Raw genomic sequence first — 24,947 nt, 5'->3', positions numbered from 1 at the left:
CCGAGCCGACCGCGCCGAGCCGGGCAGGGACCGGCTCGGAATCCAACTCAGAACCAGTCGGATTCCCGGACGGCCTTCATGGCGGCGCGGCGGTCGTCCTGGGAGAGGCGGTCGAGGTAGAGGCGTCCGTCGAGGTGGTCGCATTCGTGCTGGAGGGCCTGGGCCATGAGGCCGTCGCCTTCGAGGACGATCTCGTTGCCGTCGAGGTCGGTGCCGCGGACCTTCGCGTGCGGGTAGCGGATCGCGGGGTACCAGAGGTTCGGGACGGAGAGGCAGCCCTCGTCGACCGGTTGCGGGTCTCCGCTGAGCTCGATGATCTCGGGGTTGAGGATGTAGCCGATGACGCCGTCGACGTTGTAGCTGAAGGCGCGGAGGTTGACGCCGATCTGGGGGGCTGCGACGCCGGCGCGTCCGGGCGGGCGGACGCTGTCGACGAGGTCCTCGACGAGGCCGCGGACGCCGGCGTCGACCGTCTCGATGGTCGTGGACGGGGTCTTCAGCACCGGGTCCCCGAAGATGCGGATCTGGCGTTCGGTCATGTGGTGCGCTCCCTCAGGGCCTCCTCCGCGCTCAGGAGGGCGTTCTCGACGACTTCGCTCGCTGCGGGGTGCGGCCAGTACTGGCTGCGGGCGAGTCCGCGGATGCCGGTGCCGGCGCTGGCGGCCTGGACGAGCGGCTGAATGAGGATACTGGCCTGCGGCCCGATGATGTGCGCGCCGAGGAGGGCGCCGTCGAGTCCGACGACCAGGAGGCAGGCGCTGGAGTCGTCCTCGAGCGCCCAGCCGAAGGCGGTGGAGCCGTACTCCTGGGTGACGGTGACGACGTCCAGGCCGTGGTCTCGCGCTTCGGCCGCGGTGAGCCCGAAGTGGGCGATCTGCGGGTGGGCGAAGATCGCGCCGGGCACCGGCGAGAGGGTGTCGGAGAGCATCTCGCCCGGGTGCAGGAGGTTGTGCGCCACGAGGCGCGCCTCGTGGTTGGCGACGTGCTTGAGCTGCCAGCGGGACGACACGTCGCCGAGGGCGAAGAGGCCGGGCACGGGGCGTCCGCCGGAGAGGACGCGCTGCTCGGGGTCGACGCTGATCCGGCCGTCCTCGTGCAGATCGATCCCGACGGAGGCGGCGGCGACCGTGTCGCTGTTGGGGTCGCGGCCGAGGGCGACGAGGAGCAGGTCGGTCTCGACCGTCGTGCCGTCGCTGAGGGCGACGCGGAGCCCGTCAGGGCGGGCGTCGACGCTCTCGGCGCTCACTCCGGTGAGCACCGTGTACCGCTCGGCGGCGATCCCGGTGAACCGGCGCGAGACGTCCTCGTCGAGGGCGCGGAGGAGGCGGTCGCCGCGGACGGCGACGGTCACGGCCGTGCCGAAGGAGGAGAAGACGTGGGCGAACTCGACGGCCACGGCGCCGCCGCCGAGGATCAGCATCCGCTCGGGGAGCTCGTCGAGCCGCATGACCGAGGACGAGTCCTGGATGCGGGGGTCCGGCTCGTACGCGGCGAGGAGCGGCCTGGGCCGCGAGCCGGCGGCCACGACCACCTGCGGAGCACTGATGCGGGCACCGCTGGCGCTGACGAGGACGTGCGGGCGGTCGCCGTCTCCGAGCGACTCGAAGCCGAAGCTCTCGCGGAGGACGGTCACGTTCGGGGAGCGCTGATCGCGGTACTCGAACCCGCCCTCGCTGATCGCGTCGATCCGGCCGAAGACCCGGTCGCGCACCTCGGCCCACTCGGGGCGGCGCAGGCGGGAGTGGACGCCGATCGGGCCGCCCTGGTCGACGTCGGTGATCACGTCGGCGACATGGACGAACATCTTGGTCGGGATGCAGCCGGCGTTGAGGCAGGTGCCGCCGAACCACTCCCCGTCGTCGAGGATCGCGACCCGCAGGCCGTCGAACTCCGGACCGACGATCGAGTTGCCGGAGCCGGCCCCGATGACGATCAGGTCGAAGGAGTCGGTGGTCGCGTCGGGTCCGTCGGTGGGGTCCTGGAACGCGGCGGACGCCGCCTCGGAGCCCCGGGGCTCAGACACGTCGGACCGGCATGCCCTCGACCACGAGCGCGGCGAGCAGGCGTGCGGCGTCCTTCGTGCCCTCGCGCAGCTGCTCCCACTTCACCACGGATCCGGCGGCGAGCACCGGGTCGTAGGGGATCCGGACGATGTCGCGGACGCGGGAGCGGAAGTGCGACTCGATCTCCTCCAGCTTCACCAGGCTCGTGCCCTGCGTCGCCGTGTTGAGCGCGACGACCGCGTTGCGCACCAGGGCGCCGTAGCCGTTCGCGTCCAGCCAGGTGAGGGTCTCGGAGGCCAGGCGGGCCTCGTCGACGCTGCCGCCCGAGACGATCACCACCGTGTCGGCGCGCTGCAGCGTGGGCCGCATCACCGAGTGCACGATGCCCGTGCCGCAGTCGGTGAGCATGATCGAGTAGAAGCGCTCGACCAGGTCGGCGACCACGTTGTAGTCGTCCTCGTCGAAGGCCTCGGAGAGCTGCGGGTCGGTGTCGGAGGCGAGGACGTCGAGGCGGGTCTCGTCGCGGGAGACCATCGTCGAGAACTCGGTGAACCCGGTCACGCCGGCCGCGCGGTTCACGACGTCGCGGACGGTCGCCCGCGTCTGCTTGGGGACGCGCTCGGCCAGGGTGCCGCGGTCGGGGTTCGCGTCGACCGCGATGATGCGGTCCTCGCGCGCGTCGGCGAGGGCCATGCCCAGGAGCGTCGTGACCGTGGTCTTGCCGACGCCGCCCTTGCGGGTCATGACCGGGACGAAGCGGGTGCCGCCCTCGAACTGCCGGCCGATCCGCTCGTCCATCGCCTTCCACGCCTTCACCTTCGCGGAGTCGCCGAGGTTGACCGTGTGGAATGTCAGGCCGTAGAGGAAGCGGTGCCAGCCGCCCGTGGGAGCGGGACGGGTCTTGCGGTTGACCTCCAGGAGCCTGTCCGGGGTGAGCATCGACGCCGACTCGGGGACGGCGGCGCTCGGCGCGGACGGGGCGGGAGCGGCGCTCGAGGACTCGGCGCGGAGGCGGTCGCGGCGCGTGGGGACGGCGGCGGGCTCCCCCGCGGATTCGGACGCCGCGGGCTTCTCGGCGGACTCCGCTCGGGCGGGGATCCCCGCCGAGACCGGTCCGTTCGCGCCGGACGGGTGAGCGGGAGCCGGTGAGGGGGTCGGAGCAGGACTCGGCTCCGGGGGCGCGAGAGCGTGCGAGCGCGAGGGCGGCAGGCCGAGGCGGCCGACGTCGATCGCGTCCTCGTCCTCGACCGGAGCGGGGGCGGTGGAGCGGCGCCGCGGGCCGGGCGGGGTGATCCGCACGCCGTCGGGCAGGAGGGTCGGAGCGGTGTCGCTCGCTCGCGGGGAGTACTGACCCGATTCCCGAGCCGCGTCCATGGCGGTCCGCGGCGTGGGACCGGTGCCGGTGTCGGGCTGTTCGTCGTTGCGCTCATCCATGCGAACGAGCCTCCTTCCGCTCAGGACGAGTGTACCGGCGGGCCCGGATCGCGCCGGGCGGCTTGGTCGGAGCGCGCTCCGACTGCTAGTGCGGCCCGCTTCCGGAGGCGGCGCGGACGGCGCGTGCAGCGAACGGTTAGGTTCTGCCGCCCGGAGGAACGTAAAGTAGTCAGCCATGCATGTACTCAGCGTGAGCTCCCTCAAGGGCGGCGTCGGCAAGACCACGGTGACGCTCGGCCTTGCATCCGCGGCGTTCTCGAAGGGCCTGCGAACGCTGGTCGTCGACCTCGATCCCCAGTCCGACGTGTCGACCGGAATGGACATCAACGTCGCCGGCCACCTCAACATCGCCGACGTCCTGACGTCGCCGAAGGAGAAGATCGTCCGCTCGGCGATCGCCCCCTCCGGCTGGACCAAGGAGCACCACGGCACGATCGACGTGCTGATCGGCAGCCCCTCCGCGATCAACTTCGACGGGCCGCACCCCAGCATCCGCGACATCTGGAAGCTCGAGGAGGCCCTCGCGAGCGTCGAGGCCGACTACGACCTCGTGCTGATCGACTGCGCCCCCTCGCTCAACGCCCTGACCCGCACGGCCTGGGCCGCGAGCGACCGCGTCGCCGTCGTCACGGAGCCGGGCCTGTTCTCGGTGGCCGCCGCCGACCGGGCGCTCCGGGCGATCGAGGAGATCCGCCGCGGACTCAGCCCGCGCCTCCAGCCGCTGGGCATCATCGTCAACCGCGCCCGCGTCCAGTCGCTGGAGCACCAGTTCCGGATCAAGGAGCTGCGCGACATGTTCGGACCGCTCGTGCTCAGCCCGCAGCTCCCGGAGCGCACCTCCCTCCAGCAGGCGCAGGGCGCGGCGAAGCCCGTGCACGTCTGGCCCGGGGAGAGCGCTCAGGAGATGGCGCACAACTTCGACCTGCTGCTCGACCGCGTGATCCGCACCGGTCGCATCGGCGAGCAGGTCCCCGCCGCGACCTAGGGCCGGCGGTTCCGCCCGACTCCTCCGGCTCGAGGTCTCGGGACGCGGGCGATGCTCGGTGCCCGAGGAGTGCCAGGGACGGCGCCGGCGGACGCTCGGCGTCGGAGTTCAGCGCGGGCTCTCGATGCGCGGGCGGAGCCCATCGTCGGATCCGCAGGGCGGGACACGGACGGAGCCCGTCATCGGACCCGCATGCTAGCGGGCGTGATCGGCGGGGAGCTCGCGTCCGGCGGACGGATCACGCGGGCGGGGCCCGCCATTCGACCAGCTCGGTGAGACTCGGGTGCCGCCCGTTGCCCGCTCAGCACGGCTGCAGGCAGGTCCGCTCCTGATCAGCTGAGCGCGCGGAGGAGACCCCGGAGTCCCCGGGGCCGCGGCCGACCCGCGAGGGGTGGGCGGTCAGCCGACGCGGCGGGAGGCGCGGCGCTGGGCGAGCTCGTCGCCCGGGTCGACCGACTGATGGTCGAGCTCGACGAGGCTCGACTCGACTTCGCGGAGGACCTTGCCGACGGCGATGCCGAAGACGCCCTGGCCGCGGCTGAGCAGGTCGATGACCTCGTCGTTCGAGGTGCAGAGGTAGACGCTCGCGCCGTCGCTCATCAGGGTCGTCTGCGCGAGGTCGTCGACCCCGGACTCGCGGAGCTGGTTGACCGCCGTGCGGATCTGCTGGAGCGAGATCCCGGTGTCGAGCAGGCGCTTGACCAGCTTCAGCACGAGGATGTCGCGGAAGCCGTAGAGGCGCTGCGTTCCGGAGCCGGACGCGCCGCGCACGGTGGGCTCGACGAGCTCGGTCCGCGCCCAGTAGTCGAGCTGCCGGTAGGTGATCCCCGCGGCGCGCGCCGCGACGGCCCCGCGGTAGCCCGCGTCGGCGTCGAGCTCGGGCAGTCCGTCGGTGAACAGGACGAGGTCGCGCTGGCCGCTGACGTCGCGGCTGACTTCTCTCATCCCTGTGCCTCTCGGATCCGGACGCCGGATCCTCCGAACGCGCTCCCTACCGTACCGACCGGCGCAGGCCGAGTAAACGACATCGGCCTCGGCGCCGCGGCGTGTCGCACGGGCCGCCCGACGGCCGGCGGCGCGGCCCTCACGAGCGGGCGATCCGCGAGAGGGCGCTGCGCACCATCGCCCCGCGGATCGTGCCCAGCTGGGTCGCGAGCCCCACCGCGTTCTCGGCAGCGCCGGCGGAGCCGGACGCCTCTCCGCGGCGGGCGCTGGAGGCAACGACGCTCTCGATGAGCGACATCTCGCGCTCGACGGCGACGCGGAGCGGTCGGAGATGGCGGGGCTCGATACCGGATCGGCCGAGGTCGACGAGCGCCTTGAGCGTCGTCACGGCCTCGTCCCCGAACACGTCGCCGCCCCGCACGAGCCCGGCGGCGATGGCCTCCTGGACGAGAGCGGGCGTGGCACCGGACTCGGCCGCGAGGCCCTCGCGGGTCAACCGCGTGGCGGGGCCGAGGAGCGAGGCGCTCGGACCCCCGACACCGGCCGGCAGGGCGGGCTCGCGTCCGGCGTCGATGTCGTCGAGGTATCCGCGGATGACCTTGAGGGGGAGGTAGTGGTCGCGCTGCAGAGCGAGGATCATCCGGAGCCGCTCGACGTCGGAGCCCGAGAACTTGCGGTAGCCGGAGTCGGTGCGGGCCGGCGAGACGAGACCCTGCTCCTCGAGGAAGCGCAGCTTGGACGGGGTGACGTCCGGGAACTCACTGGTCAGCCTGGCCAGCACCTGCCCGATGCTCAGCAGAGCGGCGGAGCCGGTGGGGAGGGCGCGCGCGGAGGAGCGGCCCACGGCTCACGCGTCCGGAGCGGCGACGAGGTCGGCGCGGGACGCGTAGAAGGTGAGTCGGAACTTGCCGACCTGCACCTCGGAGCCGTCGGTGAGGATCGCGGACTCGATCCGGACCCCGTCGAAGTAGGTGCCGTTCAGGGAGCCGAGGTCGTGGACCTCGAACGCCGTGCCGCGGCGGACGAACTCGGCGTGCCGGCGCGAGACCGTGACGTCGTCGAGGAAGATGCCCGCGTCGGGGTGACGGCCGACCGTCGTGGAGTCGGTGTCGAGGAGGAAGCGGGCGCCGGTGTTCGGTCCGCGGCGCACGACCAGCAGCGCGGATCCCGAGGGCAGAGCCCCGACGGCCTCGGCCTCCTCGCGGGACGCGCGGTTGTCGAGAGCGGCGAGCTGGGCACCGATGTCGTCGGTGAACGTCAGAGTCGTCTCCGTCGACGGCTCACCGGGAACGGAATTGTGCTGGGCGGATGATGCTCCACCGACGGGCTCGACCAAGACGTACCTCCTATCAGGTCAGCGTATCCGAATCGTGACCCTCGTCGGACCCCTGAGCACCTGTGCGGACCCCCAGGACGAGGTCCCGCGTCTGGACGGCGTAGACGATCCCGGCCCACCAGTAGAGGAATGCGCCCCACAGCGCGAAGGCCCAGGCGATGGGGAGCGAGGCGGGCGCGAGGGCCGGGAACGCCTGCCCCAGCATGATCAGCGGGAGCGCGTAGAAGAGGCAGAAGGTCGCGAATTTCCCCAGGTGGTGCACGGGAAGCGGTCCGTAGCCGTTGTTCGCCAGGACGACCGCCAGGACCACGAGCATCAGGTCGCGGGCGAGCAGCACGGCGACCAGCCACCAGGGCACCAGTCCGCGGGCCGCGAGGCCCAGGACGGTGGCGAAGATGTAGAGCCGGTCGGCGGCCGGATCGAGGACGCGTCCGAGGCGCGTCATCTGGTCGAAGCGGCGCGCGATCCAGCCGTCGAGGTAGTCGGTGAGGCTCGAGACCACGAGGGTCAGGAGCGCGAGCGCGTCCTCACCGAGGACCACGAGCACGAGGAACACCGGCACCAGGGCGAGGCGCACCATGCTGAGGACGTTCGGGACCGTCCAGATCCGGTCCTCACCGGTGCGCGCCATGCGCCCAGCCTAGGCGGGGCGCACGGCGGCGTGGTCAGCGCTTGTCGCGCCAGACCCGCTCGAACGGCAGGCGCCAGGCGTGCGGCGCGATCAGCTGGTGGATGGCGTTCGGCCCCCAGGAGCCGGGCGCGTAGAGACGGACGGGCGGCGGATCCTGCAGGAGGGGCGCGGAGACCTCCCAGAGCCGCTCGATGCCCTCCGCGGTGGTGAACAGCGTGTGGTCTCCGCGCATCGCGTCGAGGATCAGGCGCTCGTAGGCCTCGAGCGCGTCGCCCGCGCGGTCGGTCTCCTGGAGCGCGAACTGCATGCTCAGCTTGTCGAGCCGCATGCCGGGACCGGGGCGCTTCCCGTAGAACGAGAGCGAGACCTTCGAGGCGTCCGCCAGGTCGAAGGTGAGGTGGTCCGGGCCGTGGGCACCGACTCCGGAGCCCTGCGGGAACATGCTCTTCGGGGGCTCGCGGAACGCGATCGAGATGATGCGCTGGCCCTCGGCCATCCGCTTGCCGGTGCGGAGGTAGAACGGCACTCCCGCCCAGCGCCAGTTGTCGATCTCGCACTTCAGCGCGACGAAGGTGTCGGTCTCGGAGTCGGCGGCGACGCCCGGCTCGTCGCGGTAGCCGATGTACTGGCCGCGCACCACGTTCTCGGGGTTCAGCGGACGCATCGAGCGGAAGACCTTGTTCTTCTCCTCGCTGATGGCCTGGGGCTCCAGCGCGGTCGGCGGCTCCATCGCCATGAACGCCAGCACCTGGAAGAGGTGGGTGACGACCATGTCCTTGTACGCGCCGGTGGACTCGTAGAACTCGGCGCGACGGTCGAGCGTGAGGCGCTCGGGGATGTCGATCTGGACGTGATCGATGAAGTTGCGGTTCCAGATGGGCTCGAAGAGGCCGTTGGCGAAGCGGAAGGCGAGGATGTTCTGCGCCGGCTCCTTGCCGAGGAAGTGGTCGATCCGGAAGATCTGCTCCTCGCTGAAGGTCTCGTGGAGCTCCGCGTTGAGGACGACCGCGCTCTCGAGGTCGACGCCGAACGGCTTCTCCATGATGATCCGCGAGCGCTCGACCAGCCCGGCCTCGGCGAGCATCCGCACGACGGAGAGAGCTGCTCTGGGCGGGACGCTGAGGTAGTGCAGCCGGCTCACGTCCGGGCCGAGGACCGCCTCGGCGTCGGTCACGGCGGCGGCCAGCGCGGCCGGGCCGGCGGACTGCGGGACGTAGCGGAGCTTGGACGCGAACTCGTCCCACTGCGCCGGCGTCAGGGAGCGGCTCCCGAACTCGTCGTAGGCCAGCTTCGCGAAGGCGCGGAACGAGGCGTCGTCGTGCTCCTCGAGCGAGGTGCCGACGATCTGCAGGTCCGGTGCGAGGGAGGAGAGCGCGAGGTGGGCCATCCCCGGGATGAGCTTGCGCCGGGCCAGGTCGCCGACGGCGCCGAACAGCACGACGACATGGGGTGCCGCCTGCTCGGTCTGGACGGCGGGAGCGGGGGGTGCGGTTGTCACGGTCACCCCTCGATCATTCCAGTTCGGATCGTGACGCAGGCGTCATGTGCTCGATACGCACCGCCGCTAAGGTCTCTCCCGTGCATCCGTTCTCCGACGCGTCCGCCGCGACCGCAGCACCCGCCTCCGCCACCGCCCCCTCCTCCGCCGACGGGACGACCGCGCCTCCGCTCGACGAGAGGATCCGCGCCGACGTCCACCTGCTGGGCGAGCTGCTCGGCCAGGTGCTCCGCGAGTCGGGCGAGCCCTCCCTCTACGAGGACGTGGAACGCCTGCGCGCGCTCACGATCAGCGCCTACGACAGCGGCGACGCCGCCGGGACCGCGGAGGCGGAGGAGTTCGTCGCCTCGCTCACGCTCGAGCGCGCCGAGGAGGTCGCCCGGGCGTTCACCTGCTACTTCCACCTCGTCAACGTGGCGGAGGAGTTCCACCGCGTCCGCGTGCTGCGCCGGCGCGAGGCCGACGCCGGCGCGCAGTCGCCCGAGGACTCGATCCTCGCCTCGATGCGCCGGCTGACCGGGGAGCTCGGGGAGGACGAGGCGTTCGCGCGCCTGTCCCGACTGGAGTTCCGCCCGGTCCTCACGGCGCACCCGACCGAGGCGCGCCGCCGCGCAGTGGCCTCGACCATCCGCCGCATCAGCGACCTGCTCGAGCAGCGCGACGACCCGCGCATGGGCGGCGTCGTGCTGGTGGAGATCCGCCGCAAGCTGCTGGCCGAGGTCGACACGCTGTGGCGCACCGCTCCGCTGCGCGAGTCCAAGCCCACTCCCCTCGACGAGGTGCGCACCGCGATGAGCGTCTTCGACGAGTCGCTGTTCTCGGTGCTCCCCCGCGTCTACCGCCGCCTCGACGACGCTCTGCTCGGCGAGAGCTCGGGCACCCGGGCTCCGGTCGCACCGGCCTTCGTCCGCCTGGGCACCTGGATCGGCGGCGACCGCGACGGCAATCCCTTCGTCACCGCCGAGACGACCCTCGCTGCGGTGGACATCGCCTCCGAGCACGTCCTCATGGGCCTCGAGCGGGTCGCCCGCCGCGTGGGCCGCGCGCTGACCCTCGACGCGTCGACCACTCCCCCGTCGGCCGCCGTCGAGGCGCTCTGGGCCTCCTGCGTCGAGCGGGCTCCCGAGCTCGCCGCCGACATCGCCGAGCGCTCGCCCAACGAGGCGCACCGCCGCGTCCTGCTCTTCGCGGCCGAGCGCCTGGCCGCGACCCGGTCCGAGGGGCCGCTGGCCTACTCCGCCGCCGCCGAGCTGCTGGCCGAGCTGCGCACCCTCCAGGAGTCCCTGGTCGAGGCCGAGGACGTCCGCGCCGCCTACGGCGACCTCCAGGACTTCGTCTGGCAGCTCGAGACCTTCGGCTTCCACCTCGCCGAGATCGAGGTGCGCCAGCACTCGAAGGTGCACCGCGAGACGATCGCCGCGATCCGCGCCGGCGAGGAGCTCGACGAGCGCGGCCTCGAGGTCCTGTCGGTGTTCCGGGCGATCGCGAAGGTCCAGGAGCGCTTCGGCACCGACGCGGCGAGGCGGTACATCGTCTCCTTCACGCAGTCGGCCGACGACCTGCGGACGGTCTTCGAACTGGCCGAGGCGGCGACCGACGGCAAGCCGCCGATCATCGACGCGGTCCCGCTCTTCGAGACCTTCGCCGACCTCGACGCCTCGACCGACATCCTCGCCGAGATGATCCGCCTCCCCCAGGTGCAGGCGCGCCTCGCGGCCACCGGCAACCGGCTCGAGGTGATGCTCGGCTACTCCGACTCGTCGAAGGACGTCGGACCGGTCTCGGCGACGCTCGCGCTCTACGACGCGCAGGCGCGCATCGCGCAGTGGGCGGCCGACGAGGGCATCGTGCTCACGCTGTTCCACGGGCGCGGCGGAGCGCTCGGCCGCGGCGGCGGGCCGGCCAACCGGGCCGTCCTCGCGCAGCCGCCCGGATCGGTGGACGGCCGCTTCAAGCTGACGGAGCAGGGCGAAGTCATCTTCGCCCGCTACGGCAACCCGGACATCGCCACCCGGCACATCGAGCAGGTGGCGGGAGCGACGCTGCTCGCCTCCTCCCCCGCGGTCGGCGAGCGCAACGCGGGCGCCGCGGAGCGCTTCGCCGAGGTGGCGGCGACGATGGACCGCGAGTCGCGCCGCCGCTTCTTCGAGCTCGTGAAGGCCGACGGCTTCGCGCCGTGGTTCGCCCGGGTCACCCCGCAGGAGGAGGTGGGCCTGCTCGCCCTCGGCTCGCGTCCGGCCCGCCGCGGCCTCTCCGTCGAGTCGCTCGAGGACCTGCGAGCGATCCCGTGGGTCTTCGCCTGGACCCAGGCCCGCGTCAACCTGACCGGCTGGTTCGGGCTGGGCAGCGCGCTCGAGGCCGTCGGCGACCTCGACCTGCTCCGCGAGGCCTACGCCTCCTGGCCGCTGTTCACGACGATGGTCGACAACGTCGAGATGTCGCTCGCGAAGACCGACGAGGGCATCGCCCGCCGCTACCTCGCCCTCGACTCCCGCGACGACCTCGCCGGACTCGTGCTCGACGAGATGGCGCTCACCCGCCGGTGGGTGCTCTCGATCACCGGCGAGGAGAGCCTGCTCACGGGCCACCGCGTGCTCGGCCGTGCCGTGCGCCTGCGCACCCCGTACGTCAACGCGCTCTCGCTCCTGCAGCTGCGCGCACTGAAGGCGCTCCGCACCGACCCGGGCGGATCCGGGACGGAGCAGAACCAGCGGCTGCTCCTGCTCGCGGTCAACGGAGTCGCGGCGGGGCTGCAGAACACCGGCTGATCCCGGCTCGGAACGACGGAACCCCCGGCAGCCTCACGGCTGCCGGGGGTTCTCGTGCGTCTGCGGGCGCCTCCCGCCTGCGGAGCGGATCGAAGCGCCGCGCGGATCAGGCCTGCGGGGCGGCGCCGGCCTCCTGAGCGGCCTTCGCCTCCTCGTACTGGCGGCGCACCTCGACCATGTCGAGGCCGCGGACCTGCTCGATCAGGTTGTCGAGCGCGGGGGCGGGCAGGGCGCCGGGCTGAGCCATCAGCGGGATGCCGTCGCGGTACACCACGAGGGTGGGGATGGAGGAGATGCCGTAGCTCGCGGCGAGCTGCTGCTGGTCCTCCGTGTCGACCTTCGCGAAGGTGATGTCGGCGTTCTTCTCGCTCGTGGCCTCGAAGACCGGAGCGAACTGCTTGCACGGGCCGCACCAGTCGGCCCAGAAGTCGATGAGGACGATGCCGTCGGCGATCGTCTGGTCGTGGGAGTCGAGGGTCATCGCAGTCGTAGCCATGGGGGATGCAACCGGGTGCCCCCGCGGCCTATTCCCGGGCGGGATCGAGGAGGTCGAGCAGCGACCTCGGACCGACCACGGCGGCCCCGAGCGCCTCGACGCGGGCGGCCAGTCCACGGTCGGCCGTCACGACGACCGCGGTCTCGAGCGCGCCGACCAGCTCGACGATCGCGTCGTCGCCCGAGCCGTCGGCCGCGTGGACCGTCAGCCGCTCCGTGAGAGCGCCCGCCTCCGGACGGGCGGCGCGCGCCACTCCCTCGAGCACCACGGCGATGCGCGGCCAGACCGTGTCGGCGTCGACCCCCAGGAGACGGCCGGGGACGCCGGCCTCCGCGAGGCGGGCCAGGGAGGCGAGGAGGCGCTCCGCGGCGCCGGCGCGGTCGCGCCACCAGCCGTCGGGGCGTGAGCCGACCACGTTGGCGGCGTCCACGACGAGCACCGGGATCGAGGAGCCGAGCGCGCGCAGACCCGGCCAGGCCGCTCCGAAGCCCGGGTGCAGCGGCAGGGAGTCGACCTCGTCGGGGGCGACCCAGCGCAGCTCGGTGCTCTCGGCGTCGCTGATGCGGGGAGTGAAGTGCTCGCGGGACTCGGCCAGGACGGTGGAGTAGCTCCACGGTCCGATCACGACGACGCTGGAGAGCACGGGCAGGATCAGGTCGGCGGGGACGCCCGCCTCCTCCTCCGACTCCCGGAGGGCCGCCTCGAAGGCCGTCTCCTCGGGGTGACGGGCGCCGCCGGGCAGCCCCCAGGTGTCGCCGAAGTGGCTCCAGCTGACGCGGTGCTGGAGCAGGACGCGTCCCGACGGATCGCGCAGGAGGAGGCCGGCGGCGCCGAAGCGCCCCCAGAAGCGGCGTCCGTCGCCGATCTCGACCCAGCCGTCGCCGAGCGACGCGTCGAAGGGGTGGCGCGGGAGCACGGCGTCCGCGCCGGGGTCCTCGCTGGTCATGCCCTCCAGCCTCCCACACCGCGCCCGCCGCGCCCGACCCCGACGGGCTGGCAGAATCGGACGATGCGCCGCTCGAGACCCCTCCGCCTCGCGACGCTCGCCTGGCTCGCGCTGATCGCCCTGATCACGCTGACGCCCGCGCCCTACCCGGCCGGGGAGCCCAACGCGCTGATCCGCGGGATCATCGCCTTCCTCGCTTCCACGCCGCTCACCGGCTGGTTCGACTTCGACGTGGCGGAGTTCACCGCGAACGTGCTGCTCTTCGTGCCGCTCGGTGCGCTGATCGCCGCGCAGCTGCCGGCGGGTCGCCGCCTGTGGGCCGCCGCCATCGGGCTCGCCGTGTCGGCGGCCGTCGAGACAGCGCAGCTGCTGTGGCTGCCGACCCGCGTCTCCGACGTGCAGGACCTCGTCTCGAACGGCAGCGGCTCCCTGATCGGCGCCCTGCTGACGATCGCGCTGCTCCGCTTCTCCCCCCGCCGCCGCTCCCGGAAGGACCGCACCGCCCATGCCCGCTGAGACCCTCGTCGTCCTCGACCGACCCTCCCTCGACGCCGAGGCCCACTCGCCGGGAGGACCCGCGCACCGCATCGATCCGAGCGGGCGCGGCGATCTGGACGTCACCGACCTCGGCTTCACCCGCGGCGACGGCGTGTTCGAGACGATCAACCTGGTCGACGGACGGCTGCAGGCGCTCGACGCGCACCTGGACCGCTTCGAGCGCTCGGCCCGGATGCTCGACCTGCCCCGGCCGGACCGGGCCGCCTGGCTCGAGGCGATCGGAGCGGCGGTGGCCGCGCACCCGCCCGTCGCCGAGGCGATGGTGAAGACGATCCTGACCCGCGGCGTCGAGGGCGGCGGGCGGCCCACCGGCGTCGTCTTCGTCCAGACCAGCCCGGACTTCGGCCCGGCCCGCCGCGACGGCGTGCGCGTGGTGCTCCTGGACCGCGGGCTGCGCTCCGACGTGCAGTCGACGTCCCCCTGGCTGCTCGCCGGCGCGAAGACGCTCTCGTACGCGGTGAACCGTGCGGCCGTGCGGGAGGCTGCCCGGCGCGGTGCCGACGACGCCCTGTTCGTGTCGAGCGACGGCTACCTGCTCGAGGGGCCGACCTCGAACCTCGTGCTGCTGACGGGCGGGGAGCTCGTGACTCCTCCGCCGAGCCTCGGGCTGCTGCCCGGCACCACGCAGGCCGACCTGTTCGCGCTCGCGCCGGGCCTCGGCCTCGGGACGGCGGTGCGTCCGCTGCGCTCGGGCGATCTGGAGGCGGCGGACGCGGCGTGGCTGGTCTCGAGCGCGCGCAACGCCGCTCCCGTCCGCGCCGTCGACGGGACCGACCGCCGCGTCGACGCCGACCTCTCGGCCCGGATCAACGCCGCGCTGCTCGCCCGCTGAGACTCCGATCCTCCCCGTGGGACGCCCCGCGCCGAGCGCGGACGGCGTCCCGGAGGAGAGAGGGCTCAGGAGAGGCCGTCGACGTCCGCGGGGCCGCGGCTGATCAGTCCGCCGCGGACGTGCTCGACGGTGGGGTCGAGCTGGACCGGATCGCGCTCGTCCGCCGCCTCGTCGTTGATCACGGCCGAGACGATGCCGCGCCAGTCGGTGCCCTCGGCCACGGCGTCCTCGGAGCCGACGCGGCGCGTGACGAACACGGCCTCCGACTCCTCGCCCGCGTGTGAGATGACGGCGAGGACGCCGACGGTGCGACCGCCCGGGTGCTCGATCCGCCACTCCTCGTGCCCGGACGGGACGAGCGAGAACTCCAGGCCCGCGTGCGGGAAGCCGGTGGGGCGCAGCTCGGACGGGGATCCGCTCTGCGGAGGCGCGCCGCGGGTGGGGACCCCGGTGCCCTCGCCGCCCGTCGTGCTCATGCCGACGTCGCCGCGGGTTCCGCCGGCTCGGGAGCTGTCGTTCGCCGCGACCATGCGGTCGTCGCCGCTCCGCAGCGCGTCGTCCGCTCCGGTGTAGATGCTGTCGTCTCGGTTCATGGGAACCTCCTTGTCGGCGGCCAGTGTAGGACCGCGGGGTGGGTGGCGAGCGGGCGCCGTTCGTAGACTGGGGGGATGCAGATCCCGGTGACCGGTGCCGTGCGGGTGGACGCGTGGCTCTGGGCGGTGCGCATCTACAAGACGCGCTCCGCCGCGACGACCGCGGCTCGGGCCGGCCACATCCGCGTCAACGGCGAGCGGGCCAAGGCGGCGCAGACCGTGCGGGTGGGCGATGAGGTCCGCGCCCGGATCGGCGGCTTCGACCGGGAGCTGATCGTCCACGGACTCGTGGTCAAGCGGGTCGGTGCGCCGGTGGCCGCCGAGTGCATGGAGGACCGGACACCCCCGCCGCCACCCCGGGAGTCCGCGCCGGGCGTGATCGTCCGTGACCGCGGAGCGGGCCGCCCGACGAAGCGCGACCGGCGCGACATCGAGCGCCTCCGCGGATTCTGACCGCGCGACCCGGCAGCGGCCTCAGGGGGCGAGCGCGCGCAGGCGCTCCAGGAGCCCCTCCGCCGCCTCGTCGAGGAACCGCTGCTGCAGCTCGTCGCCGACCTGGACGAGGGCGATGTCGGTGAAGCCCGCCTCGATGTAGGGCACGAAGCTCTGGGCGAGCTCGTCGAGGTCGGGGCCGCAGGCGATCTGCTCGGCGACGTCCTCCGGGCGCACGAACTGGCTCGCTCCGGCGAAGCCGGCGGGGGTCGGCAGATCGGAGTTGACCGCCCAGCCGCCGGCGAACCAGCGGAACTGCTCGTGGGCCAGCGCCACTCCCTGCTCCTTGTCCGGCGCCCAGCAGATCGGGATCTGGCCGATCGTGCGCGAGGGGGCGGCGTCCGCACCGCGGACCGCGGTCCACTGCGAGATCAGCTCCGCGTCGGGCTCGGTCGTGATGAGGTGGTCGCCGATCGGCGCGAAGCGGGCGATCGACTTCTCCCCCGAGACCGCCAGGCCGATCTCGACCGGCGTGTCCGGCAGGTCCCAGATGCGGGCGGAGTCGACGCGGAAGTACTCGCCCTCCCAGGTCACCAGCTCGCCGGTGTGCAGCTCGCGGATGAGGTGGACGGCCTCCTCGAGCATGTCCTGGCGCACGGCGACCGAGGGCCAGCCCTCGCCGACGACGTGCTCGTTGAGGTTCTCGCCCGAGCCGAGGCCGAGCGTGAAGCGGTCGTCGGAGAGGATCGCGAGCGTCGCAGCCTTCTGCGCCACCACGGCCGGGTGGTAGCGGATGGTCGGCGCGGTGACGTAGGTCGTGAGGTCGATGGTCGACGTGGCCTGCGCGACTGCTCCGAGCAGCGTCCAGGCGTAGGAGGCGTGCCCCTGCTCGGTCAGCCACGGCGAGTAGTGGTCGCTCGAGACCGCGAACTCGAAGCCGAGCCTCTCAGCGTCGACCGCGTAGCCCACCAGCTGCTTGGGTCCGCTCTGCTCGGTCATCAGGGTGTATCCGAATCGCACCATCGTCCGTCCTCGTTCCGCTCGTCGTGGATGCCCGGGGGCACGTCCCATGGTGGGCGGGGCGCCGGATGCGCGCTAACCCCTTGCCCCGGTCGCGAGCGGCGGCTAGCGCGGCGTCAGACGAAGCGGATGCGGTTCTGCACCCGGGTGCGGACCTCGAACGACTCGCCGTACCCGCCGAGCCGCGGGTCGTCCGTGCCGGAGCGCAGCAGCTGCGGCAGCAGCGAGCGGCGGATGACGACGGCGCCCTGGTGCCTGCCGCGCTCGACCTGCTCGAACGGCTGCTCCAGCGCGTCGTCCGGCACGACCACGACGCTCGTCGAGAAGCGGACGCCCAGCTCGCGGCCGAGACGGCGCGCGGCCTTCGCGAGCGAGGCGATCGGCTTCTCGTCCCCGGCGATCCCGGGGCCCTCCAGCTCGCCCTTCTTCAAGCGGACCGGGTCGCCCCAGTCGGCGGAGGTCAGCGCGAGCAGGCCGGCCGGCCCGAGCACGAGGTGGTCGATCTTGAGCCCGCCGTCGCCGACCGCGACGTCGTTCCAGATCGTGTAGGCGATGCCGAGCGCGCCGACGAGCGCGGCCGTCGCCTCCTCGGCCTGAGCCTTCGCGAGCCAGGAGCGGACCTCGCGAGGAGCGGAGCGGACGATCGCCGGGTCGAAGGGGTCCTCGGTCTCGACGCCGCGGCCGAGCCACTCGCGCACCAGGCGCAGGTAGTACTCGCGCGCCGCGCCTCCCGGGTGACCGTAGGAGCGGGCGCGCACGGCCGAGGCGGTCTGCGGGCGCGGTGAGCCGGTGTACGGCGACTGCGGGGAGGACCTCCCGGGGGCGGGAGCGCCTCGGTCGTAGTCGCCGCGGGCGGAGGCGCTGCCGATCCGTTCCCAGGCGAGCTGCACCGCGTGGAACGACGCGGCGTCGCCTCCCGTGTCCGGATGGGTCTCGCGGAGGCGGAGCCGGTACGCCCGGCGGAGCTCGTCGTCGGACGCGGTGGCGGCGACGCCCAGCACCTCGTAGGGGGTGCGGGCGGCGTGGCTGTCGGGCATGTGCTTCCGGGAGGGTCGGGGCGGGGGGTTCCGAGTGTATCGACGCGGGCCGGGCGCCCGGTGGGAGCGCGCACCGCGTCGGCTCGGAACGCGCCGAGCGCCCAGCGGGGGAACGGGCGCCCAGCGGGGGTCAGTGCGCGAGCAGCTCGCGCACCCGCGGGATGACCTGCGTGCCGTAGAGCTCGATGTTGCGCATGATCGCCGGGTGCGGCAGCGTCCCGGCGCTGTACTTGAGGTCGAAGCGGTCGATGCCCAGGGCCTCGACCGTTCGCGCGATCTTCCGGGCGACCGTCTCGGGCGAGCCGAGGTGGATGGCGCCGTCGGGGCCGGCCTCCTCCTCGAAGCGCTCGCGGGTCATCGGGGACCAGCCGCGCTCGCGGCCGATGGCGTCCATCATCGCCTTGTGGTGCGGGAAGTACAGCTCGCGCGCCTCCTCGTCGGTGTCGGCGACGAAGCCGGGCGAGTGCACGGCGACCGGGAGGCGGCGCTGCTCGAGCTGGTCGAGCGCGCGGCCGAAGAGGTCGACGTAGGGGCGGAAGCGGGCCGGCGAGCCGCCGATGATCGCCAGGACGAGCGGGAAGCCGTACCGGGCGGCGCGGACGACCGACTCGGGGCTGCCGCCGACGCCGATCCAGGTGCGGAGGGTGCCGTTGTCGAGGGTCGGGTAGACGCTCTGCTCGGTGAGCGCGGGGCGGGTCGTGCCCTGCCAGGTGACCGGGCCGCCCTGGATCAGGGCGTGGAAGAGGTCGAGCTTCTCCTCGAAGAGGACCTCGTACTGCGCGAGGTCGTAGCCGAAGAGCGGGAAGGACTCGGTGAAGGAGCCGCGGCCGAGGATGACCTCGGCCCGGCCGCCGGAGAGTCCGTCGAGGGTGGCGAAGCGCTGGTAGACGCGCACCGGGTCGTCCGAGGAGAGGACCGTCACGGCGGAGCCGAGGTGGATGCGCTCGGTGCGGGCCGCGATGGCGGCGAGCACGACGTCCGGTGCGCTCACGGCGAAGTCGGCGCGGTGGTGCTCGCCGATCCCGAAGAAGTCGATGCCGACCCGGTCGGCCAGGACTCCCTCCTCGACCACGTCGCGGAGGACCTGGCCGTGCGGCAGCGGGGCGCCGTCGGGGCCGGCGGTGACGTCGCCGAACGTGTCGACGCCGAACTTGACTTCATGCATACTCATGGACTTCTGCAACCTCCGGGGGTCGACGGCTATTCCTGCGGGCGGGGTCCGACGTCCCCGGGCAGGAGCGCGTCGGAAGAGACGATCCCCGCCTCGAGCGCCGGCTCGCGGTAGGCGCGCCCGAGCGAGGCGACGGTGTCGTGCGCGTTCAGGCCGCTCGGGTTCGGCAGCACCCAGAGCGGCGCGCCCGCCACGTCCTCCTCCTGCCTGCCCTGCACCGCCCTGCGGCGTCCGAACGCGATCCGGTAGGCGGTGATGCCGACGACCGCGACGGCCCGGGGCCGCACCCGCCCCACGGTGGCGACCAGCCGCTGAGCGCCCTCGCGCAGCTCCTCCGCGGTCAGCTCGTCGGCGCGGGCGGTCGCCCGGGAGGCGAGATTGGTGATGCCGACGCCGCGGGAGACGAGCTCCGCGCGGTCCGCGGCGCTCATCCCCTCGGACACGCGCGGCGCGCGCTCGAGGATCCCGGCCGCGACGAGCGCCGGGTAGAAGCGGTTGCCGGGGTGGGCGAAGTGCGCGCCGGTGGCGGCGGTCCACAGTCCCGGGTTGATGCCGACGAAGAGGAGCCGGACGTCGTCGCCCAGCAGGTCCTCGACGGTGCGGTCCTGGAACGCTGCGAGCTCGGCGCGGGTGAACGGCATGCGACCATCCTGCCGCGGCGCAAGTCCTCTCGGCACGGGGTCGCCGGTGCCAGCATGGAGGCATGACGAACGCATCCCAGGACCATCCGATCCAGCACGGCAGCGACGACGCGCAGCTCGACGAGAAGCTGCGCGGCCTGCTGCTGCAGGTCGCCGGCGACGCCGAGCTGCGACCGGAGGAGGACGTCGAGACCCTGCTGCGCCAGCGCCTGCGCGACACGCGGATCTCGATCTCGGACGAGGCGATCCCGGGGCTCGCCAAGCGCATCCCCGGACTCATGCAGCGCGGGGGCGGCGACGTGAACCCCGGGGCGCACTAGCCCCGGGGGACGGGCGCGGGCCGAGCGGCCGCTCGGGCCGCGCCGGCTCGCGCTACTCGGGGACCGCCGGGCCCTTGCGGTGGTGGTCGAACACCAGGCTCGTGCGCGTCGAGGCCACCGCCGGATTCGCCGAGAGGTTCGAGACCACGAAGTCCCGCACGTCGCTGGAGTCGCGGACCGCGACGTGGATGATGAAGTCCTCCGAGCCGCCGAGGAAGAACACCTGCACCACCTCGGGCAGCGCGCGGATCTCCTCCGCGAAGCGCGTGATCGCCTGGCGCTGGCCGACGCGGATGCTGACGCTGATCAGCGCCTGCAGGGTCAGGCCGAGCGCCGCCGGGTCGAGCTCGGCGGTGAAGCCGGTGATGACGCCGCGCTCGACGAGGCCCCGGACGCGTGCGACGCAGGTCGACGGGGCGATGCCGGCGCGCTCGGCGAGCCGGCTGTTGGGCGTCCGCGCGTCGGCGCGGAGGAGGCGCACCAGGGTCCGATCGACCGGATCCAGGTCGTCGAGGTCGTGCAGATCCTTCGGTGGCATGCGCCCGCTCCCTCACTCCGCCGACGAACCTTCGGCCCGTGCGGTGACTTCCGACCGATCCTGCGGAGTTCCTCCGCTCCGGGCACGATCTTCGCACGATGGGGGCAGAGCCGGTGCAGGATCGGCGCCCACCGCCCGCCCCGCGGGCCGCAGCGAAGGAGCCGCCGTGCGCGTCGGGATCCCCACCGAGATCAAGAACAACGAGAACCGGGTCGCCGCCACTCCGGCCGGCGTCCACGAGCTGGTGCGCCGCGGCCACGAGGTCCTCGTCGAGGCCGGCGCGGGCCTGGGCTCGCGCGTGTCGGACGACGACTTCCGCCGCGCCGGCGCCCTCGTCGTCGACGGGCCCGACGAGGTCTGGGGCGAGTCCGAGCTGGTCCTCAAGGTCAAGGAGCCGATCGAGGCCGAGTACCCGCGGATGCGCCGCGACCAGGTGCTCTTCACCTACCTCCACCTCGCCGCCTCCCGCCCGTGCACCGATGCGCTGCTCGCGGCGGGGACGACCTCCATCGCCTACGAGACGGTCCAGCTGGACGACCGGCGGCTGCCGCTGCTCTCGCCGATGAGCGAGGTCGCCGGGCGCCTGTCGATCACGGTCGGCGCCTACCACCTCATGAGTGCCGTCGGCGGACGGGGCACGCTACTCGGCGGGGTCCCCGGCACTCCGAAGGCGAAGGTCGTCGTGATCGGCGGCGGCACGGCCGGCGAGCACGCCGCGGCGAACGCCCTCGGCATGGGGGCCGACGTCACGATCGTCGACCTCTCGCTCCCCCGCCTCGCGCAGCTCGAGAACCGCTTCCAGGGCGCGATCCAGACCCGCGCCTCCTCGGCCTACGAGATCGCCGCGCAGCTGGCCGACGCCGACCTCGTGATCGGATCCGTCCTCATCCCGGGCGCCAAGGCGCCCAAGCTGGTGACCGACGAGATGGTCGCCACGATGAAGCCGGGCTCGGTGCTGGTCGACATCGCGATCGACCAGGGCGGCTGCTTCGAGGGCTCGCGTCCGACCACGCACGACGACCCGGTGTTCCCCGTGCACCGGAGCGTCTACTACTGCGTCGCGAACATGCCCGGCGCCGTCCCCGAGACCTCGACCCGCGCGCTCACCAACGCGACGCTCCCCTACGCGCTCGCGCTGGCCGACCGCGGGTGGCGGGCCGCCCTGGCCGCCGACCCGGCGCTCGCCCGCGGCCTGAGCACCCACGACGGCCGGGTGACGAACACCGCCGTCGCCGCGGCCTTCGACCTCCCGGCCGTGCCGGTGGAGTCGCTGCTGCTCTAGGCGCCCGCGGGCGCGAGGCCGAGCCCCCCGAGGATCTCGGCGATCTCCTCCTCCGGAGCGCCGCCCACGTCGACCGTGACGTGGAGCTCGTCGTCGCCGAGGGGCTCGAGCGCCTCGAACTGCGAGTCGAGCAGCGTGGTCGGCATGAAGTGGCCGACCCGCGAGGCGAGCCGCCCGGCGATACGGTCCCTCGATCCCGCGAGGTGCGCGAAGACGAGGTCGTCGCGGCGCAGGACGTCGCGGTAGCGGCGGCGCAGGGCCGAGCAGGTCACGACGACCGAGCCGCCCGCGGCGATCCGCTGGTCCACCACGCGGGCGATCTCGGCCAGCCAGGGCGCCCGGTCCTCGTCGGTCAGCGGGATGCCGGCGTGCATCTTGTCGACATTCGCCTGCGGGTGCAGGTCGTCCCCCTCGAGGAACTCCCAGCCCAGTCGGCGCGCCAGGAGCGACGCGACGGTCGACTTGCCGCTGCCGGAGACGCCCATGACGACGACGGCGCGGACGGGGACGGTGGGAAGAGCGGTCATCAGATACCTCCTACGAAGAGACCGATCAGGAGGACCCCGGCGAGCCCGGTCACCGAGACCAGGCACTCCATCACGGTCCAGGTCTTGAGCGTCTGGCCGATGCTGAGCCCGAGGTACTCCTTCACCAGCCAGAACCCGGCGTCGTTGACGTGCGACAGGAACACCGAGCCGGCGCCGATCGCGAGCACCATGAGGGCGACCATCGGCCCGTCCATGGTCTCGGTCAGCGGCTGGAGGATCCCTGCGGCGGTCACGGTGGCGACGGTCGCGGAGCCGGTGGCGACGCGGATCACGACGGCCACGAGCCAGGCGAGCAGCAGCGCCGAGGCGCCGCTCCCCTCCGCGAGCTGGGCGACCACCCCGCCGATCCCGGTGTCGACGAGGACCTGCTTGAAACCGCCGCCCGCGCCGACGATGAGCAGGATGCCCGCGATCGGCGGCAGCGAGCTCGAGAGCGAGGCCTGCAGCTCGGTGCGGTTCATCCGGCCGCCGCGGCCGAGCAGGACCAGACCGGCCAGGAGCGCGATCCCCAGCGCGATGATCGGCGTGCCGAGGAAGTCGAGGGCGCCCTTCCAGGCGTCCGTGGAGCCCGGGGCCGCGATGTCGGCGATCGCCTTGCCCAGCATCAGCACGACCGGCAGCAGGATGCTCGCGACGGCGGCGGCGAAGCCCGGGCGGTGCTCGCGCGTCTCGCCCGCGCCCTCGCCGAAGAGCGGCGGCGTCTCCACCGGCGCCCAGCGGGCGGCGACCCGGCCGAAGAGCGGGCCGGCGACGACGACGGTGGGGATCGCGACCAGGACGCCGAACGCGAGGGTCACGCCGAGGTTCGCGCCGAGCGCGTCGATCGCGACCAGCGGTCCGGGGTGGGGCGGGACGAGGCCGTGCATCACCGAGAGGCCGGCGAGCGTCGGGATCGCCACCTTCATCAGCGGCAGACCGCTCCGGCGGGCGACCAGGATCACGACCGGGATCAGCAGCACGAGCCCGACCTCGAAGAACATCGGCAGCCCGATCAGCGCGCCGACGAAGCCCATCATCCAGGGCAGCGCGCGAGTGCTCGAGCGGGCGATGAGGGTGTCCACGATGCGGTCCGCGCCGCCCGAGTCGGCGAGGAGCTTGCCGTACATCGCGCCGAGGCCGATGAGGATGCCGACGCCGCCCATGGTGTTGCCGAACCCCAGCGCGAAGCTGGCGACCGCGTCCGCCGCCGCCAGCCCCGCGATCAGGCCCGTCGTCAGCGCTCCGATCAGCAGGGAGACGAAGGGGTGCAGCTTCAGCCAGGTGATCAGCACGACGATCACGGCGATGCCGACGACGGCGGCGAGGATCAGCTGCCCCTGCCCGGCGGTGGTGGCCGGCGCGTCCCCGGCGGCGGCGCGGAGGGCGGGGAGGAGGGTCGGTGTCATGAGCGTCCTTGGTCGAGCCGACGGCCAGCGGCCGGCTTTTGTCCGACATAACCTGCGTGTGTCCCGATCATGCCTGAAGATCGGCCGGGGCGCGACTCCGGCGATGGCAGGATGACCGCATGCCCGCGCCGACGCCCTCGCTGCACCACTCGGTGCTGGACGAGCTCGGCTCGCAGATCGTGCGCGGCGAGCTCGCGCCGGGCACCACCTTCAGCGCCGACGAGCGTGCGGAGCGGCGCGGGGTCTCCCGCTCGGTGATGCGGGAGGCGGTGCGCGTCCTCGAGACGCTCGGGCTCGTGACGTCCCGCCGCCGCGCGGGGACGCGGGTCCAGCCTCCGGAGTGCTGGAACGCCCTGGACACGCGGGTCGTCGCATGGGGACTGGACGGCCCGGACCGGCGGCGCCAGCTGCACCAGCTCAGCGAGCTCCGCCTCGGGGTGGAGCCGCTCGCGGCCCGGCTCGCCGCGGCGAACGCGACCGAGGAGCAGCGGCGGACGCTCACGGAGGCGGGCGACGCCCTCTCCACCCACTCCCGCGCAGCCGACCAGTCCGCCTACCTCGCCGCCGACACCGCCTTCCACCGCTCCCTCCTGGCCGCGTCCGGCAACCGGATGCTCGCGCATCTGGGCGATCTGGTCGCCGAGGTCCTCGCCGGCCGCACCCGCAATGCGCTCATGCCGCGCGAGGCCGACTCCACCGCGGTGCGGCTGCACCGGGCGGTGGCCGCCGCCGTCGCCTCGGGCGACGCGGACGCTGCGGAGGCCGCGATGCGGGCGATCGTCGAGGAGTCGGACCGGGCGGTGCAGGAGAGCTGACGGGGTTGCACGCCCGCAGCGCCGCGCGCACAGTGGAGCGCATGGTCGAGGGATACACGTCCGCGCAGGTGCGGGCCGCCGAGGCTCCGCACCTGGCCCGGCGGGAGCCGCTGATGCAGCGCGCCGCCGACGGCCTCGCCCGCGAGCTGCGTCTCGTGCTCGCCGGGCGCTCCGACCGCTCCCGTCCGGCCTCGGTGCTCGTCCTGGTCGGTCCGGGCGACAACGGCGGTGACGCGCTCTACGCGGCCGCCGAGCTCTCCTCCTCCGGAACCGACGTCGTCCTCGTCCTCACGGCCGAGCGGGTGCACCGCCGGGGCCTCGCCGTGGCGCTCGACGAGGGCTGCGGGCAGGTGCCGGCCGACGACGCGCCCGGCCTCGCCGCGGCGGTGGCGCGGGCGGATGTCCTGGTCGACGGGATCCTCGGCATCGGAGCGACGGAGCCCGCGCTGCGGGGGCGGCCGCGCGTCGTCGTCGAGGCGGTGCTCGACGCGCTGGAGCGGCGGGCCGAGCGCCCGGTGGTCGTCGCGGTCGACCTGCCGAGCGGCATCCATCCCGACGACGGGTCGGTCCCCGATCCCACCGTGCTGCGCGCCGATGTGACGGTCGCCTTCGGCGCGATCAAGGCCGGTCTGCTGCTGCCTCCGGGCGACTCCTACGCGGGCCGTCTGCGCCTGGTCGACATCGGCCTCGGCCCGGACCTGGCCGGAGTGGAGCCCGCGGTCCGCGAGTGAGC

Annotated in this window: 27 protein-coding genes; 9 read left to right on the top strand and 18 right to left on the bottom strand. The window is 73.3% G+C overall.

Annotated features, from left to right (window positions below; translation table 11 throughout):
- Positions 1–47 precede the first annotated feature (47 nt).
- Genes def through C5C36_RS09145 form a run of 3 tightly spaced genes read right to left on the bottom strand, consistent with a single transcriptional unit; the run spans position 48 to position 3,437 of the window.
- Entirely contained in the window at positions 48–539 is a 492-nt protein-coding gene (gene def / locus C5C36_RS09155) for a peptide deformylase (RefSeq protein WP_104222578.1), read from the bottom strand.
- A complete protein-coding gene (locus tag C5C36_RS09150; RefSeq protein WP_104309612.1) occupies positions 536–2,023 on the bottom strand; it encodes a mycothione reductase in 1,488 nt (495 codons plus the stop codon). Before C5C36_RS09150 ends, def begins: the two co-directional genes overlap by 4 nt.
- Entirely contained in the window at positions 2,016–3,437 is a 1,422-nt protein-coding gene (locus tag C5C36_RS09145; protein WP_258063289.1) for a MinD/ParA family protein, read from the bottom strand. Before C5C36_RS09145 ends, C5C36_RS09150 begins: the two co-directional genes overlap by 8 nt.
- Positions 3,438–3,612: 175 nt before the next feature.
- Here C5C36_RS09145 and C5C36_RS09140 point away from each other — a divergent pair, with 175 nt between their 5' ends.
- Entirely contained in the window at positions 3,613–4,422 is an 810-nt protein-coding gene (locus C5C36_RS09140; RefSeq protein WP_104222576.1) for a ParA family protein, read from the top strand.
- Between the two features lie 399 nt (positions 4,423–4,821).
- On the opposite strand, the gene C5C36_RS09135 is transcribed toward C5C36_RS09140, so the two are convergent.
- The 5 genes from C5C36_RS09135 to zwf all read right to left on the bottom strand — a co-directional run bounded on the left by C5C36_RS09135 (position 4,822) and on the right by zwf (position 8,832).
- Positions 4,822–5,367, bottom strand: coding sequence for a MerR family transcriptional regulator (locus tag C5C36_RS09135; RefSeq protein ID WP_104222575.1), 546 nt, complete (start codon positions 5,365–5,367; stop codon positions 4,822–4,824).
- A gap of 139 nt (positions 5,368–5,506) precedes the next feature.
- Positions 5,507–6,211 carry a MerR family transcriptional regulator gene (locus C5C36_RS09130; protein ID WP_104222574.1) on the bottom strand — a complete coding sequence of 235 codons (705 nt, stop codon included), beginning with the start codon at positions 6,209–6,211 and terminating at the stop codon, positions 5,507–5,509.
- A gap of 3 nt (positions 6,212–6,214) precedes the next feature.
- Entirely contained in the window at positions 6,215–6,703 is a 489-nt protein-coding gene (locus tag C5C36_RS09125; RefSeq protein WP_104222573.1) for an FHA domain-containing protein, read from the bottom strand.
- Between the two features lie 13 nt (positions 6,704–6,716).
- The gene (locus C5C36_RS09120; RefSeq protein ID WP_104222572.1) at positions 6,717–7,334 is read right to left on the bottom strand and encodes a CDP-alcohol phosphatidyltransferase family protein; all 618 of its coding nucleotides are present in this window, start codon (positions 7,332–7,334) and stop codon (positions 6,717–6,719) included.
- A 34-nt stretch (positions 7,335–7,368) separates the two neighbouring features.
- Positions 7,369–8,832 carry a glucose-6-phosphate dehydrogenase gene (gene zwf, locus C5C36_RS09115; RefSeq protein WP_104225448.1) on the bottom strand — a complete coding sequence of 488 codons (1,464 nt, stop codon included), beginning with the start codon at positions 8,830–8,832 and terminating at the stop codon, positions 7,369–7,371.
- Between the two features lie 44 nt (positions 8,833–8,876).
- On the opposite strand from zwf, the gene C5C36_RS09110 reads away from it, so the two are divergent.
- Positions 8,877–11,600: a phosphoenolpyruvate carboxylase gene (locus C5C36_RS09110; protein ID WP_104309611.1), complete on the top strand. Its 2,724-nt coding sequence runs from the start codon at positions 8,877–8,879 to the stop codon at positions 11,598–11,600.
- Positions 11,601–11,706: 106 nt separating this feature from the next.
- On the opposite strand, the gene trxA is transcribed toward C5C36_RS09110, so the two are convergent.
- Together trxA and C5C36_RS09100 are read right to left on the bottom strand one after the other, a co-directional pair.
- Positions 11,707–12,096, bottom strand: coding sequence for a thioredoxin (gene trxA / locus C5C36_RS09105; protein WP_104225382.1), 390 nt, complete (start codon positions 12,094–12,096; stop codon positions 11,707–11,709).
- A 28-nt stretch (positions 12,097–12,124) separates the two neighbouring features.
- Positions 12,125–13,042, bottom strand: coding sequence for an NUDIX domain-containing protein (locus C5C36_RS09100; RefSeq protein ID WP_104309610.1), 918 nt, complete (start codon positions 13,040–13,042; stop codon positions 12,125–12,127).
- A gap of 63 nt (positions 13,043–13,105) precedes the next feature.
- On the opposite strand from C5C36_RS09100, the gene C5C36_RS09095 reads away from it, so the two are divergent.
- A complete protein-coding gene (locus tag C5C36_RS09095; protein WP_104225384.1) occupies positions 13,106–13,558 on the top strand; it encodes a VanZ family protein in 453 nt (150 codons plus the stop codon).
- On the top strand, positions 13,548–14,432 hold the full coding sequence (locus C5C36_RS09090; RefSeq protein ID WP_104309609.1) for an aminotransferase class IV: 885 nt from the start codon (positions 13,548–13,550) through the stop codon (positions 14,430–14,432). The genes C5C36_RS09095 and C5C36_RS09090 overlap by 11 nt, the downstream gene beginning before the upstream one ends.
- Positions 14,433–14,497: 65 nt before the next feature.
- On the opposite strand, the gene C5C36_RS09085 is transcribed toward C5C36_RS09090, so the two are convergent.
- The gene (locus C5C36_RS09085) at positions 14,498–15,025 is read right to left on the bottom strand and encodes a hypothetical protein (protein WP_104309608.1); all 528 of its coding nucleotides are present in this window, start codon (positions 15,023–15,025) and stop codon (positions 14,498–14,500) included.
- A 75-nt stretch (positions 15,026–15,100) separates the two neighbouring features.
- Between C5C36_RS09085 and C5C36_RS09080 the strand changes: the two genes are divergently transcribed.
- Positions 15,101–15,478, top strand: a complete 378-nt coding sequence (locus C5C36_RS09080) for an RNA-binding S4 domain-containing protein (protein ID WP_104309607.1) — start codon at positions 15,101–15,103, stop codon at positions 15,476–15,478.
- 21 nt (positions 15,479–15,499) lie between these two features.
- Here the strand turns inward: C5C36_RS09080 and C5C36_RS09075 are convergent, their stop codons facing one another.
- The 4 genes from C5C36_RS09075 to C5C36_RS09060 all read right to left on the bottom strand — a co-directional run bounded on the left by C5C36_RS09075 (position 15,500) and on the right by C5C36_RS09060 (position 19,326).
- Positions 15,500–16,480, bottom strand: a complete 981-nt coding sequence (locus C5C36_RS09075) for a TIGR03557 family F420-dependent LLM class oxidoreductase (RefSeq protein WP_104222565.1) — start codon at positions 16,478–16,480, stop codon at positions 15,500–15,502.
- Positions 16,481–16,593: 113 nt separating this feature from the next.
- Complete coding sequence (locus C5C36_RS09070; protein ID WP_104309606.1) at positions 16,594–17,514, bottom strand: J domain-containing protein; 921 nt, start codon at positions 17,512–17,514, stop codon at positions 16,594–16,596.
- 130 nt (positions 17,515–17,644) lie between these two features.
- Entirely contained in the window at positions 17,645–18,679 is a 1,035-nt protein-coding gene (locus tag C5C36_RS09065; protein WP_104309605.1) for an LLM class flavin-dependent oxidoreductase, read from the bottom strand.
- A 35-nt stretch (positions 18,680–18,714) separates the two neighbouring features.
- A complete protein-coding gene (locus C5C36_RS09060) occupies positions 18,715–19,326 on the bottom strand; it encodes a mismatch-specific DNA-glycosylase (RefSeq protein WP_104269162.1) in 612 nt (203 codons plus the stop codon).
- Between the two features lie 62 nt (positions 19,327–19,388).
- Here C5C36_RS09060 and C5C36_RS09055 point away from each other — a divergent pair, with 62 nt between their 5' ends.
- Entirely contained in the window at positions 19,389–19,646 is a 258-nt protein-coding gene (locus tag C5C36_RS09055) for a hypothetical protein (protein ID WP_104269163.1), read from the top strand.
- Between the two features lie 52 nt (positions 19,647–19,698).
- Here C5C36_RS09055 and C5C36_RS09050 read toward each other — a convergent pair whose 3' ends face one another.
- Positions 19,699–20,184: an Lrp/AsnC family transcriptional regulator gene (locus C5C36_RS09050; RefSeq protein WP_104222560.1), complete on the bottom strand. Its 486-nt coding sequence runs from the start codon at positions 20,182–20,184 to the stop codon at positions 19,699–19,701.
- 166 nt (positions 20,185–20,350) lie between these two features.
- On the opposite strand from C5C36_RS09050, the gene ald reads away from it, so the two are divergent.
- A complete protein-coding gene (ald, locus tag C5C36_RS09045; protein WP_104250738.1) occupies positions 20,351–21,466 on the top strand; it encodes an alanine dehydrogenase in 1,116 nt (371 codons plus the stop codon).
- Here ald and C5C36_RS09040 read toward each other — a convergent pair.
- Both C5C36_RS09040 and C5C36_RS09035 read right to left on the bottom strand, forming a co-directional pair.
- Positions 21,463–21,993 carry a gluconokinase gene (locus C5C36_RS09040; RefSeq protein WP_104225392.1) on the bottom strand — a complete coding sequence of 177 codons (531 nt, stop codon included), beginning with the start codon at positions 21,991–21,993 and terminating at the stop codon, positions 21,463–21,465. The genes ald and C5C36_RS09040 overlap by 4 nt on opposite strands.
- Positions 21,993–23,399, bottom strand: a complete 1,407-nt coding sequence (locus C5C36_RS09035; protein WP_104309604.1) for a GntP family permease — start codon at positions 23,397–23,399, stop codon at positions 21,993–21,995. Before C5C36_RS09035 ends, C5C36_RS09040 begins: the two co-directional genes overlap by 1 nt.
- A 119-nt stretch (positions 23,400–23,518) precedes the next feature.
- Here C5C36_RS09035 and C5C36_RS09030 point away from each other — a divergent pair, with 119 nt between their 5' ends.
- Both C5C36_RS09030 and C5C36_RS09025 read left to right on the top strand, forming a co-directional pair.
- Positions 23,519–24,214: a FadR/GntR family transcriptional regulator gene (locus C5C36_RS09030; RefSeq protein WP_104222556.1), complete on the top strand. Its 696-nt coding sequence runs from the start codon at positions 23,519–23,521 to the stop codon at positions 24,212–24,214.
- A 41-nt stretch (positions 24,215–24,255) separates the two neighbouring features.
- Positions 24,256–24,945 (top strand): NAD(P)H-hydrate epimerase, encoded by a 690-nt coding sequence (locus C5C36_RS09025; RefSeq protein ID WP_104225395.1) that lies wholly within the window; start codon positions 24,256–24,258, stop codon positions 24,943–24,945.
- Positions 24,946–24,947: the final 2 nt, after the last annotated feature.

Origin of the sequence: Rathayibacter sp. AY1G1, assembly GCF_002932095.1 — a bacterium.
Taxonomy (GTDB): Bacteria; Actinomycetota; Actinomycetes; order Actinomycetales; family Microbacteriaceae; genus Rathayibacter.
Note: the sequence above shows the minus strand (reverse complement) of the source record. Positions and strands in the feature narration are given on the sequence as shown.